The 14,213-nt window shown below is 39.1% G+C and carries 11 protein-coding genes; 5 read left to right on the forward strand and 6 right to left on the reverse strand.

The genetic code is table 11. The features are described 5' to 3' along the window. Positions 1-64: 64 nt before the first annotated feature. The 3 genes from BC008_RS02285 (at position 65) to BC008_RS02295 (ending at position 2,856) form a co-directional block, all read left to right on the forward strand. Complete coding sequence (locus tag BC008_RS02285; RefSeq protein ID WP_201026073.1) at positions 65-667, forward strand: thymidylate synthase family protein; 603 nt, start codon at positions 65-67, stop codon at positions 665-667. Positions 668-832: 165 nt separating this feature from the next. After that, positions 833-1,975 (forward strand): nucleotide kinase domain-containing protein, encoded by a 1,143-nt coding sequence (locus BC008_RS02290; protein ID WP_058183036.1) that lies wholly within the window; start codon positions 833-835, stop codon positions 1,973-1,975. Then, positions 1,975-2,856, forward strand: coding sequence for a nucleoside triphosphate pyrophosphohydrolase family protein (locus BC008_RS02295; protein ID WP_027844786.1), 882 nt, complete (start codon positions 1,975-1,977; stop codon positions 2,854-2,856). The genes BC008_RS02290 and BC008_RS02295 overlap by 1 nt, the downstream gene beginning before the upstream one ends. On the opposite strand, the gene BC008_RS52010 is transcribed toward BC008_RS02295, so the two are convergent. From BC008_RS52010 to psaA, 6 genes are all read right to left on the reverse strand, one after another. Then, positions 2,844-2,969 carry a hypothetical protein gene (locus BC008_RS52010; RefSeq protein WP_268768191.1) on the reverse strand — a complete coding sequence of 42 codons (126 nt, stop codon included), beginning with the start codon at positions 2,967-2,969 and terminating at the stop codon, positions 2,844-2,846. The two genes, BC008_RS02295 and BC008_RS52010, sit on opposite strands and share 13 nt — an antisense overlap. A 79-nt stretch (positions 2,970-3,048) precedes the next feature. Beyond that, positions 3,049-3,957 (reverse strand): DNA-methyltransferase, encoded by a 909-nt coding sequence (locus BC008_RS02300; protein ID WP_027844785.1) that lies wholly within the window; start codon positions 3,955-3,957, stop codon positions 3,049-3,051. Between the two features lie 366 nt (positions 3,958-4,323). Beyond that, positions 4,324-4,866: a hypothetical protein gene (locus BC008_RS02305; RefSeq protein WP_027844784.1), complete on the reverse strand. Its 543-nt coding sequence runs from the start codon at positions 4,864-4,866 to the stop codon at positions 4,324-4,326. Positions 4,867-4,875: 9 nt separating this feature from the next. Beyond that, positions 4,876-6,213, reverse strand: a complete 1,338-nt coding sequence (locus BC008_RS02310) for a ParA family protein (RefSeq protein WP_058183038.1) — start codon at positions 6,211-6,213, stop codon at positions 4,876-4,878. Between the two features lie 509 nt (positions 6,214-6,722). After that, the gene (gene psaB, locus BC008_RS02315) at positions 6,723-8,948 is read right to left on the reverse strand and encodes a photosystem I core protein PsaB (RefSeq protein ID WP_027844782.1); all 2,226 of its coding nucleotides are present in this window, start codon (positions 8,946-8,948) and stop codon (positions 6,723-6,725) included. 180 nt (positions 8,949-9,128) lie between these two features. Further along, positions 9,129-11,393 carry a photosystem I core protein PsaA gene (gene psaA, locus BC008_RS02320; RefSeq protein ID WP_027844781.1) on the reverse strand — a complete coding sequence of 755 codons (2,265 nt, stop codon included), beginning with the start codon at positions 11,391-11,393 and terminating at the stop codon, positions 9,129-9,131. A gap of 702 nt (positions 11,394-12,095) precedes the next feature. Here psaA and BC008_RS02325 point away from each other — a divergent pair. Continuing rightward, entirely contained in the window at positions 12,096-13,499 is a 1,404-nt protein-coding gene (locus BC008_RS02325; RefSeq protein WP_235595780.1) for a hypothetical protein, read from the forward strand. Positions 13,500-13,855: 356 nt separating this feature from the next. After that, entirely contained in the window at positions 13,856-14,194 is a 339-nt protein-coding gene (locus tag BC008_RS02330; protein ID WP_027845275.1) for a DUF952 domain-containing protein, read from the forward strand. The last annotated feature ends 19 nt before the right edge of the window (positions 14,195-14,213 follow it).

The following is a 14,213-nucleotide window of genomic DNA, read 5'->3' on the forward strand; positions in this document are numbered from 1 at the left end:
CCACGGCATGAATTAAATAAGCAATTACAGACTGTTTAAACCACAAGGGTTCCAGCTTTTCTTAGTGCCATTCGTTTCTGAAACAATATTCCCTGCTTCTATGTGGGAAATTTTTAAGCACAATCGTCAAGAATTTTTTCAAAATTATATTGACGACCTTCCTAAGATAAAAGCTGTTGAAAATAAATACCGTCCTTGTCTTTATTTTGAAAGACTTATTGCTTTCGACTCATGTCCTCACAATGGTAACCAGCTAGAACACATTATTTCTGAGTATACATCACGCCCTAAAGTTAGAAGAAGTATGTTTCAAGCATCTATTTTTGATCCAGCGCGAGACCACGTTCGGAATGCACAGTTAGGCTTTCCTTGTCTAGGACATATCAGCTTTGTGCCAAACAATAAGGATAAAACCTTAGTTCTTAATGCTTTTTACGCAACTCAACAAATACTTAGCAAAGCCTATGGTAATTATTTAGGTCTTTGTAAGTTGGGTAATTTTATGGCTCATGAAATGGGACTGAAATTTGAGCGCATGAACTGTTTTGTTGGCGTAGCAAAGTTGGACGAAGAAATCAACGGAAAAAAAATTGGAAAAACATCACCTGTAATAACACCACTTAAAGAGGCGGTTCGCAAAGCCTTACAATCAAAAACTGAATCATAGATAGGAATAAATCTGATGCTTTTTGAAATTCTTGGTGGATAGAACAGCACCTGTCCCACCTCTACAAAAAATTATGTCCTTGCAAAAAAATTGAGATTAACCCCATGGACAGATAAGCTTATGAGCATTCATCTTATATAGAGTAGATGCTCATCGCCTTGCAACATGGGAATTAAAAATCAGAAGCAGGTTAAAGAAAAAGATAAGCAGAATTTACAACTAAATTTGGAGCTTGGTAACCTTGGGGGAAAACCAAAATTTACTCCAATACCCACCATCATTTCAAAGCGTTTGTCTGCTAAACCTACAGTTGTATTCGATACTTACTGGCTGTTCGCCGCCGAAAGGCAAAAGATATTTTTTAAGAAATTACAAAATGCATCAATGCCTTGGACTAAAGACCAAATACTTTCTAGCTACAAGTTTACCAATGCCTATCGGGCTAGCGATCGCACAAGCCAATACTTGATTCGCCACGTTATCTACCGCTCGGACTTACCAACTTCTAAGGAGGAGGTTTTCTTTAGAATTATTCTCTTCAAGATTTTTAACAAAATTAAAACTTGGGAGCTTCTGGAACATCATCTTGGTCAAATCGTTTATGCTGACTATTCTTTTGAACGCTATGACAAAGTTCTGACAGAAGCAATGGAGTCAGGCAAAAGGATATATTCTGCAGCATACATCATGCCTTCAGGCGGTAAAATTCTCGGGTACACTACCAAGCACCGCAATCATCTTAAGTTAATCGAAAAGATGATGGGCGATGAACTGTCAAAACAGCTTGCAGATGCATCTTCAATGCAGCGAGGTTTCGAGTTACTGCTCAAATATCCAACGATTGGAAATTTTTTGGCGTATCAGTTTATTACCGATATTAACTACAGCGAGATTACCAACTTTAGCGAAATGGAGTTTGTAATTCCTGGTCCCGGTGCATTAGATGGTATCCGCAAATGTTTTTCTGATTTGGGTGGTCTCAAGGAAACAGACATTATCAGATATATGGCAGATAACCAAGAGTCTGAATTCAAGCGATTAGAGCTTGATTTTAAATCTCTTTGGGGACGCCCACTACAACTAATTGACTGCCAAAATCTATTTTGCGAAGTCGATAAGTACGCCCGAATTAAACATCCAGAAATATCGGGAATATCTGGTCGAACTCGCATCAAACAGAAATATTCAGCCAATTCTCAACCCTTCGATTGTTGGTATCCACCTAATTGGGGAATTAACCAAGCTATTCAAGAATCCAAAATAACCAAATTCTCATCGAAACAAAGTTTTAATCAAAGGAGTGGATAATGGACTTTCACAAATATCAACAACAAGCACTGAAGACTGACCAAGTTCCCAGTGGCACAGAAAATGACGTTATCGTACCTTTACTGGGTTTAGTCGGTGAAGCTGGTTCACTTTTGACTGAGTATAAAAAACATCTACGAGATGGAAGTGCTCACAAGCTTTTCAAAGAGGGTATAGCAGAAGAGTTAGGAGATTTACTTTGGTATATTGCCAATGTAACAAGTAAGTTTGACCTTAATTTACAAGAAATTGCAGAAGGTAATTTGAAAAAGTGTCTTAATCGTTGGGGAACCAAAGGGAAAGATACTCAAACTAAAGGTTATTTCTTCGACAAAGACTTTTCCGAACAAGAACGCTTACTACGTCAGTTTGAAGTAAACATTATTGAGGTCCGCGAAAACAATTCTGTGAAAATAAAACTATTTATTAACGGAAAACAAGTTGGAAATGACCTAACTGATAACTGCTACTCCAGCGATGGGTACCGCTTTCATGATATTTTCCATCTTTCCTACGTCGCAGTTTTAGGTTGGTCCCCAGTAATTCGTAAACTTCTTGGACGCAAGCGAAAAAGCGATCGCCTCTTTGACGAAGTAGAAGACGGTGGTCGCGCTACAGCTATTGAGGAAGGTATCTCAGCACTTGTGTTTAGCTATGCTAAAAATCACGAGTTCTTAGAGGGAGTTAAAGCAATAGATTACGAACTGCTAAAAACAATCAAAAATATGACCTTAGATTTAGAAATTTCTCAATGTTCCCTCAGTGATTGGGAGAGAGCAATCCTTATGGGTTATGAAGTCTGGCGACAAGCAGAGAAAAATCTTGGAGGTAGAATTTTTGTTGACATGGATGCAGGTTTTATATCCTATCAAGGAAAATGACGAGCGATCGCCAGTCGGTAAATTTCGTTGCGAACATAAATGTAAATGTAGTCTTGAGATCTCCCCAAATAGAAAAATTTCCAGGGGAGAATCTCTTGTGGACGTGATCGCATCAGCAACTTTAAATTCTTCGGTAGCGCTAATCGTGAGATAGTGAATGATTTAGACGTATGCACTTGAAAATCACAACATCTAAATATCTTCAAACCGATAACGACTACCAAGGATGTAATCCTCGTTGATCTCAAAAGATGTCCACCGACGTTTTAACGTCTCTGCAACAAAACCTGTAGTATTCGAACCAGAGAATGGATCCAGTACCACATCACCTTCATCAGTCACAAATTTAATAAAGAATTCTGCAAAAGCTGAAGGAAAACGTGCAGGATGAGGTTTAACTCCTTCTTGCTTACAGCGACGCAAATAAGCGCTGTTTGACTCGGTATTAGCAAGTTCTAGCAAGTTAGGTGGAATTGCACCTTGGTTATCCTTTTGGAATTTATTCGAAATATCATGACCGCTAGGACGTAATTTAGCCTTATAGCCGCGTTTGAGTAATTGCTTCATGCTTTTGCTATAGGGCTTTAAAACTTTTCTATTGTTAGCTTTGGGGTGAGGAGTTTTTGATAACCACCAAACTACGTTTACTGAGTCTTTAACCCGAATTCGCCGTACAGTCACCCACTCTGCTGGAGTTGGAAGTCGAGATGGATTGTAATGATAAAATTCTTGGGCGAGGTAAAATCCAACTTCCTTACACAATGTGACTAAAAGTTCGTATTGATAGATACTACGAACCGGAAAACCTGGAAGATACGCACCACCTAAGTCCAATACAAATGAACCATCTGGAGCAAGGACTCGTTTGAATTCACGAGCAAAAGGTAAAAACCATTCTATATATTTTTCTGCACTTTCATTGCCATATTCTTTTTTTCTCGTGAGCGCAAAGGGAGGCGAAGTTAAAATTAAGTTGACACTGTCGTCAGGGATAAACTTAATTAATTCGAGAGTGTTACCTAAATATACATTGCCGTAATCCTTACTATAGTAAGCTGTAAAGTTTATTTTGTTTTGTGGATTTGTGTCTTCCTGTTTCAAGGCTTGTAACTTTTAGAAAACCTTCTCAGTGTTATATTTATAGCTTGTTTTGGGGACAAAATATTTTTTTTTCAAATTACCCAAGACTTGAAGTGAGCTGAAAAGGAATGACTCTCATACTTTGAACCTAAGTAAATAAAATTATGTATTGGCAATATTAATAACTTTAGCTTTTATTTTACATTTATTCTCAAATTGATTCAAAAATTTGCAGTACTTGTCGCTATTTCATAATCACAAGGATGAATTAAATTTTACCCCTCGCTTTATTTTCTACTTACTACTACCACTGTACCCGGCAAAATTAAAAGCAGATCTGTTCGACAGACTTGCTCCCTTAAAATAAGTGCTTCCTCAAAATAAATATTAAACCTTGGGTTCCTTATATGCTTTTAACCACTTTAAAGTTCGTTTAACTCCCAAACGATGTTTTAAATCTTCAAGGGAATTATATTTACGATTATCTAGTATCAGCTTGGCATACCCATCTTTAATTCCAGGGATGCTCATCAAAGTAGATTTATCGCTGTGATTGAGAAAACTTAAAAAATCTTCCACGTCAGATGGTTCTATGACTCTTTGATTAAGTTTTGATTGTAGTGTTACTTGTTCTATAGCCTTCCCAATTACTGCTTGCTGTGCAGCAATAATAAATACCCAAATTTGTTCGATATTAGCAAATTTTGCGGCTTCATAAATCGCAAGTCCAGTAAGCAGATGATATGTATCTTCTCTATCTGTCAAGCAAACTAACGGAAGAGCAAAGTTACAGTTAAATTCATCCTTCCAAGAACTGGAAATTTTCTCTAACATCCATGGAGAAGTACCAGAATCTTTTTGAAAGACTTCGATTTGACTGAGGGAAATCAGATAAGGCTTACATTCTATACCTTTATATAAATCAGGCATTTTACTTACTCAGTTTTTCTCAATAGTATTAATTATTCTGATGATTTCCTGAGTTAAGCTGATAAATTGATAAGCTACATTTTTTCCCTTTCCGGTCTTTTCTGCATACACAGACATTGGTTGACGAGCTTTCAATGCTTCACCCACATAGGTGGAATGTTGAATTTCCTGGAGCATTGAAATATTTTGACGTTCAAAGCGATTCTTTATCAATTCCTTCATTGTTCTATTTAAATTAGTCCCTCGAGTCATAAAAGGAACAATGCCGATTATTTTACCCCTTTTACCCTCTGTGTTTTGCTCGATTTCTTTGACTTGCTTGATTGGATTATTTATTCCGTAAGCTGAAAGATATTCCATCTGAGATGGAATCACCATATATTGAGCCGCACACACTCCATTCCAAGTAATATCTGTATAACTTGGAGGAGTATCGATGATGACGTAATCATAATCTTTGGCTATATCTGACTTTTGAAGTCCCTTGTTAAGTAACTCTTGACGATAAGGTCTACTACCAATTTCAGCATCTTTTGTTCTATAGCTACCAGGAATCACATCTATTTTTCCGTTTATACCCCAAATATAATAGTTAATATATTTATTAAATTGACTGCTATAAACATAGTCCATATAGTTAAACCCAAGACCTTTATCTGCTTTCAAAAAGTCAATTAATTCTTTTCTCCCAGCAAAATCATCAAGAATTTGTTCGACTTCTTCTAAGCTAGAAGCATTGTCGATTTCATCCGCTCTATTAACTCCTAAGACTAAGCTTGCATTTGCTTGATCATCTAAATCAACAACTAAAACTCTATTACCTTGTTTTGCTAATTCAAAAGCAAGATTAATAACCAAAGTTGTTTTACCAACCCCACCTTTTGAGGTATGAATAGAAATTGTACGCATATTAATTGTAAATAAGAAATCACGTAGAAACTCAGCAATAGGTTCTACTCTAGTTGGATCTTTAATAGTATGCTTGGTAATTAAATTAAATTGACCATTAGTTAATTCATATACTTCTAGTCGGAAAGGATCTATCAATAGCCCAAACCGAGTATTTGAATAATTTAGGTATGTATATAATTGATAACGAGCACTATCATCTATCCGAGCAATTGCACTTTTAATTTCAACTAAAAAATTAATATATCTGTTTAAGTCCTCAATATAAAAATCTACCCACCATTTTTTTCGACAATTTCTTAACTTTTTTATTTTAAACTCTGGATACCAATGAGAATAACCACTCTTTGCTGGTAAACCAGCCATTTGTAGCATTTTTTGAACTAAATGCAAAGACACATATGCTTCATTGTTCCACTCAGATGAAATTTGAGACATACTATTAGATATACAGGTTTAGCAAGCAAAAAACATTTTAAAGCTATTCTGTATGTAATATGCCTTCATTGTGTTATCAATATCCCAAAACAATTAAATAAAAACTTTAATTTCTAATATTTTGATATAATATTCGATTAAATTTAGAGTCTTTTTCTAAGCATTTGCTAAAACCATACTACATAACAGGATATCAGCTAGCTTTAATTAGAAGGTAATAAAATAAAGTCAAAATTAAAAAGCTATGATTTGTGAGAGTTTACTCCTTATACCGATTAAATAAATAATTGCAACATATCCTTCGGTAGAGATCTTGCACGCAAGGTCTCTACAAAATATATCCGTCTCATTATTTTTCCAAATTGGTATTACTTGCAGGTAGTGCTATATCTATTTTGAATTTTGAGTTGAGCTCAATATCACAATTAATTGTACAAAAAATCATTGCATAAAAAATCCCCTACCTCAGGCAGGGGATTCTTTAATAACCTAAACCACTAGCAGCAGGACTAACCAAACTTACCAGCCGTTGAAGCTATGAGGAAGGCGGCATACGTCAGTACATAACCAACTGCAAAGTGAGCTAGACCAACTACACGCGCTTGAACGATGGATAAAGCAACGGGCTTGTCTTTCCAACGAACTAAGTTCGCCAAAGGAGTACGCTCGTGTGCCCAAACCAAGGTTTCAATTAACTCTTGCCAGTAACCTCTCCAGGAGATTAAGAACATGAAGCCAGTTGCCCAAACTAGGTGTCCGAATAAGAACATCCATGCCCAGACAGACAGGTTATTCATGCCGTAGGGGTTGTACCCGTTAATCAACTGAGCAGAGTTTGCCCACAGATAATCGCGGAACCAGCCCATGAGATATGTGGAGTTCTCATTAAACTGTGCCACGTTTCCTTGCCATACACCCAGGTGTTTCCAGTGCCAGTAGAATGTTACCCATCCAACTGTATTTAATGACCAGAACAGAGCTAGATAGAAGGAGTCCCAAGCGGAGATATCACAAGTACCGCCACGACCAGGACCATCACAAGGGAATGCATAGCCGAAATCCTTTTTATCGGGCATCAGCTTGGAACCACGAGCATCTAAAGCACCTTTTACAAGTACTAGAACTGTGGTGTGAATTGCTAAAGCAAAGGCGTGGTGTACTAAAAAGTCACCAGGTCCAATGGTTAAGAATAGAGAGTTAGAACCATTGTTGATGGCATCCAACCAACCACTCAACCAAACGTTGCCGTAGTTAGGATAAGCAGTATAAGCAATACTGTCAGCGTTAGACAGTAAAGTATCCATGCCGTATAACACCTTACCGTGAGCAGCTTGAATGAACTGAGCAAATACCGGCTCAATCAAGATTTGTTTCTCAGGTGTGCCGAAGGCAACTACTACGTCATTGTGTACGTACAAACCTAAAGTGTGGAAGCCTAGGAAGAGAGATACCCAGCTTAAGTGGGAGATAATCGCTTCTTTATGCTTTAACACGCGGTCTAATACGTTGCCCTTGTTTTGTTCGGGGTCGTAGTCACGAACCCAGAAAATCGCAGCGTGGGCAAAAGCACCAGTCATCAAGAAAACTGCAATGTACTGGTGGTGGGTGTACAGAGCTGCCTGTGTGGTGTAATCCCTAGATATAAATGCGTAGGGAGGCAGAGAGTACATGTGTTGCGCTACTAGGGAGCAAATTGTTCCCAAAGATGCCAGTGCCAAAGACAACTGGAAGTGTAGCGAATTGTTGATGGTATCGTACAGCCCTTGGTGAGGCAAGTTGAATTGACCTTCGCTCTTATTGCCAAAGAATGTTTTGGCGTTAAGCATCTCTTTGATGTTGTGACCAATACCGAAGTTTGTCCGGTACATGTGACCAGCAACGATAAAGAGAACTGCGATCGCGAGGTGGTGGTGAGCCATATCGGTCAACCACAATGACTCGGTCTGGGGATGGAATCCACCCAAGAAGGTCAAAATTGCAGTACCAGCACCTTGGGAGGTACCAAAGATGTGGCTTGCTGTATCGGGATTTTGAGCATAAACGCCCCAGTTCCCGGTAAAGAAGGGTTGTAAACCTGCTGGATGTGGTGGTGTACTCAAGAAGTTATCCCAGCCTACGTGGACACCACGAGATTCGGGGATAGCAACGTGAACCAAGTGACCAGTCCAAGCTAAGGAGCTAACACCAAAAAGACCAGCTAGGTGGTGATTTAGACGAGGCTCAGCGCTCTTGAACCAAGAGAGACTAGGACGGAACTTGGGTTGCAAGTGCAACCAACCTGCGAACAACAATACTGAAGCTAGGAGCAGTAAGAATACCGAACCTGTGTAAAGGTCGTTGTTGGTTCGCATGCCAATGGTGTACCACCAGTGGTAAACACCAGAGTAAGCAATATTAACAGGATTGCTTGCTCCACCTTGGGTAAAAGCTTCAATTGCTGGTTTACCAAAGTGGGGATCCCAAATTGCGTGAGCAATGGGACGGATGTGAAGAGGATCTTTAATCCACTGTTCAAAGTTACCTTGCCAAGCAACGTGGAACAGGAGGCTGGATGCCCACAGGAAAATGATTGCCAGATGACCGAAGTGTGTTGCAAAAATCTTTTGATAAAGATTCTCTTCGGTCATGCCATCATGGCTTTCAAAATCATTTCCCATAGCCATCGCATACCAAATCCGACGCGTAGTCGGATCCTGTGCGAGATCCTGGCTAAATTTTGGAAATTTTGTCGCCATAGGTTTTATAAATCCTCAGACATGATAGCCATTTGATTTAAGCTTTTCTAGGAGTTTTGAGTTTTGAGTTTTGAGTTTTAACAGTTGAAATTTAATAGTTTGTGATGTTTTACCATCTATCACTAATATTCAAAAGTTTTATGACCCAAAACCCATCACTCAAACTCATAAAGCCAATTGTCAGCCTACTGAAAGTATGTGTGCGTGGAAGAATGCCCAAGTTGTTGCAATTCCTCCTAAAAGATAGTGTGCCAATCCTACTGCACGACCTTGAGTAATACTCAAAGCGCGAGGTTGAATCGCAGGTGCTACCTTTAATTTATTGTGAGCCCAAACAATGGATTCAATCAATTCTTGCCAGTAGCCACGACCACTGAATAAGAACATCAAGCTGAATGCCCAAATAAAGTGAGCGCCCAAGAACATCAGACCGTAGCCTGAAAGTGGACTGCCATAGGAGTTAATTACCTGTGCAGCTTGTGCCCATAAGAAGTCGCGTAACCAGCCGTTGATAGTGATCGCACTTTGAGCAAAGTTTCCGTAAGTGATATGAGACACATTGCCAGATGCGTCTACAGTACCCCAAACATCAGATTGCATCTTCCAACTAAAGTGGAAAATTACAACTGAGAGGCAGTTATACATCCAGAATAGTCCGAGGAATACGTGATCCCATCCAGATACTTGACAAGTACCACCACGACCAGGACCGTCGCAGGGGAAGCGGAAGCCCAAGTTTCCTTTGTCTGGAATCAGACGAGAACTCCGGGCATATAAAACACCTTTAAGCAGGATTAAAACGGTAACGTGAATGGTGAACGCGTGAATGTGGTGCACCATAAAGTCAGCTGTACCCAAAGCAATGGGCATCATTGCTACTTTGCCACCTACCGCTACAACACCACCACCAAAAGCATGAGATACAGTTGCTAATGCGTTGGGTGCTGTACCACCAATACCAGGAGCCATTGTGTGGATATTCTGTACCCACTGAGCAAACACTGGCTGCAATTGAATTGCGGCGTCAGAGAACATGTCTTGGGGACGACCCAAGGCACGCATAGTGTCGTTATGGATGTACAAACCAAAGCTATGGAAGCCTAGGAAAATACATACCCAGTTGAGGTGGGAAATAATTGCATCCCGATGACGGATAACCCGATCTAGTAAGTTGTCTTGGTTAACTACTGGATCGTAATCCCGCACCATGAATATGGCTCCATGAGCAGCACCACCAACAATTAAGAAACCACCAATCCACATGTGATGAGTAAATAGGCACAACTGAGTTGCATAGTCAGTAGCCAAGTATGGATATGGAGGCATGGAGTACATGTGGTGCGCCACAATAATTGTCAAAGAACCTAGCATTGCAAGGTTAATTGCCAACTGAGCATGCCAAGATGTGGTCAAAACTTCATAAAGACCCTTGTGACCTTGACCGGTGAAGGGACCTTTATGATTTTCGAGAATTTCTTTGATGCTGTGACCAATACCCCAATTGGTACGGTACATGTGACCTGCGACGATAAATACTACCGCGATCGCCAAGTGGTGATGGGCAATATCTGTCATCCACAAGCTACCTGTAACTGGGTTCAAACCACCTTTGAAGGTGAGAAAATCTGCATATTGTCCCCAGTCTAAGGTAAAGAAAGGTGTTAACCCATTAACAAAACCGGGATAAAGGTCGGTTAACAACTCTTTATTGAGTATCAATTCATGAGGTAAGGGAATATCCTTGAGAGCTACTCCCGCATCCAACAACTTATTTGTAGGTGCGGACACGTGAATCAAGTGACCTGCCCAACCCAAAGAACCACAACCAAGCAATACTGCCAAGTGGTGATTCAACATGGACTCTACGTTCTGGAACCATTCCAGTTTTGGTGCGCGTTTGTGGTAGTGGAACCAGCCTGCAAATAGGAATAAGCCTGCTAATACTAAACCACCAATCGCTGTGCAGTAGAGTTGGAATGAACTGGTAATACCCCAGCCACGCCATACATGGAATATGCCGCTTGTGATTTGAATTCCGTGGAATCCACCACCAACATCTCCGTTTAAAATATCTTGCCCAACAATGGGCCAAACGACTTGAGCGCTGGGTTTAACCCCTAGCGGGTCGCTTAACCAAGCTTCATAGTTAGAAAACTTGGCTCCGTGAAATATCATCCCGCTCAGCCACAATGTCACTACTGCTAAGTGACCAAAGTGAGCAGCGAAGATTTTGCGGGATATATCTTCTAGATCGCTTGTATGTGTATCAAAGTCATGGGCGAGCGCATGTAGGTTCCAAATCCACGTAGTGGTTTTTGGACCCCGGCCTAAGCTTCTGTCGAAATGACCTGGTTTTGCCCACTTCTCAAAGGAAGTTGGTACTGGATCTTTGTCGACTATAACTCTAGCTTTCTTTTCCTCTCGCTCTGGAGGACTAATTGTCATTCGACCTCCTCTCTAGATAAGGATTGAGGAATCAATTTTCTCACAAGTTACTTTCTTGAGTTTGCGAAACTTTTCACTTTCTCCATAAATATACTGGAGTCACAAGAAAATTTTTTTGTGATTAGTGGTTTCAGTTGAATTATAAGGGCTTTACTCCCACATAGTCAGAAACATTTTAACAATAATTAAAAATCCCTGGATCGATTGTCCAATATTGATTGTGTCTTTTAAATAGGTGTGCAAAAGTCAATAGTTACTGTATTTAATTTACAAACAGAAACAATTCGCAACTTTTATCAATTTGTAGTTTTGACTTAATGTTCGATTTAATCCTCATCAAGAATTTAGCTGATTGGGCTCTAGCTCTACTATTTACGGGATATAAGCTTTTATTACTCTTTAGTTATTGATTTTCTGATGTAGTTAAAAAAACTATGAATAAAATGACAATGGAAAAAATAAAAATCTTATATTTGAGTTCCAGATATAGAAAATGAACTATATTTCTGCTTTGGGGCTATATTTGGCTACCAATCAATTCAGACAAAATTAATACGAATAATTTAGATGATTATTAGTGTTTGGAAATGTAAGGAAAAACTAATGAACTCACCGTGGAAACAGGTCTTAACAAAACTTTTTCCAATGAGGATTAATATTAATTTTTTTAAATATTTACTTTTGTTAATAATACTTGTCAATTTGGCAGGATGTGGCGGAAAAGCAACTGGGAAAGATGCGTCTGTTGATTTGAGTCGAATCAATGCAGGTTCGCAAACAACCCATGGAAAACTTTCCCAACAGATTACAGAAGTTTCTCCACCAGTGGTTATTCAAAGGTTGCAGCAAAAATTGGAGGTGCATCAACCGCAAGTCCGAATCTTAAGCCCAAAGCCTGAGGAAGTTTTACAAGACAACTCCTTAAAAATTAAATTTTCAGTCAAAGATTTACCTGTATTCAAAAATCCCCGGTTGGGTCTTGGACCTCATTTGCAGGTGATTTTGGATAACGAGCAATATCAAGAAGTTTACGATCTCGAACATCCATTGGAGATTTCCAATTTATCCGCAGGGACTCATACTTTACGAGTGTTTGCATCAACTCCTTGGTATGAAAGCTTTAAAAATGAAGGTGCTTATGACCAAGTAAAATTCCATGTTTTTACTAAGAGCGATCGCAACAATCCAGATCCGCAATTACCACTACTGACCTATTCTCGTCCGGAAGGCGATTATGGTGCAGAACCTATACTATTAGACTTTTACCTAACGAATGCTCCGTTGCATTTAGTTGCACGAGAAAAAGAGAACGAGAAAATAGGAGATTGGCGAATTCGTTGTACTGTTAACGGTGAGAGTTTCATTTTAGACCGTTGGCACTCACTTTATCTCAAAGGTTTCAAATCGGGTAAAAATTGGGTAAAACTTGAATTTATCGATGGAAAGGGTAATCCTGTAAAAAATGTTTTTAATAGTACCATCAGGACAATTACGTACGATCCCAAGGGTAAGGACACTCTTGCTCAAATTACTAGAGGCGAACTCAAAGCTGACGAATTGCTCTCGATTATCGATCCCAAATATTTGGTTACGGAACCAGTAGCTAAACCCACACCTGCAATTAAGCCAGTACCTAAAGTTGAAGCTCAAAGAGCACCTGCAACAAAATTAACACCGAAAGTTGAAGTTGAAACCCAACAAGCAAAACAACCTGCAGTTTCTCAACCCGCAGCACCTTCTACACCAAAAGTAATTCCATCTCCAACACCTGAGGTAAAAGTAATTCCGTCTCCGAGCGCACCATCAGTCGCGCCAGAAACACCAAAAGAAACTTTGCAAGCTTCACCAGAAGTTATTAAATCTCCCCTAGTCGAATCAGTACCTCAAACGAAGAAACCTAATCCAGACAAAATTAAATCTGAGGAGTCCAATCAAGAATTTAAACCAGAACCTAAAACTGAATTGGAATTGAAACCGAATTCTCAAACTGATACAAAAGTGACAGAGAAAGCGGAAGTACCTGCTAAGTCAGAGAAAGCAGATATTAAAGCTATTCCCCAATCTGAGCAAAAAACATCTGTTCTTGAAGACAAATCAGTTAACTGAATATTTTCATCCAAATATCATTTGCACATAGTAGATGTTTCAATATTGGGGTGTGTTACGACGTAAAGTAGCGCACTCCAATCAAACCATATAGGTCAAGATAAAGGCGTAGATAAAGAATTTATTCGTACGTACATGTTTTTAGATTGTGCTATTGGAATATCAAATTAATTTTTTTCGATTGCTTGTATCTCGATTACTTATATCTCGATTACTTATATCTCAATTACCTATATACAGCAGAATTCAGGAGTCAGAAGACAGGAGTCAGGAGTAGAATCTGCTTTATAACTGACTTTCAGTTTTTGAACTGTACCTCACTTAGTTGCAATCCGCTATAAATGAATCAAATATAAATGAATCAAATTTTTCACATTACCCAATCCACTGTGTGGGAAGAAGCAAAATCAACTGGTATTTATCTTGGTGATACCTTGGAGTCGGAAGGTTTTATCCATTGTTCGACTCGATCGCAAGTAGTTAAAGTCGCCAATCGGTTGTTCAAAAATCAACATAATTTAAAACTTCTTTGCATCATTCCCAGTAAAGTCAAACCAGAAATCCGTTATGAAGCTCTCGAAGGAGAAGAAGTTTTTCCTCATATTTATGGCGCTTTAAATATTGACGCAGTATCAGAGATTATTGACTTTAAACCAGGTGAAGATGGTTCATTTATATTACCTGCGAATATTTAGCCTTGGAATATCTTGGATA

The sequence above is a fragment of the Mastigocoleus testarum BC008 genome, from assembly GCF_001456025.1.
In the GTDB taxonomy this organism is placed as follows: Bacteria; Cyanobacteriota; Cyanobacteriia; order Cyanobacteriales; family Nostocaceae; genus Mastigocoleus; species Mastigocoleus testarum.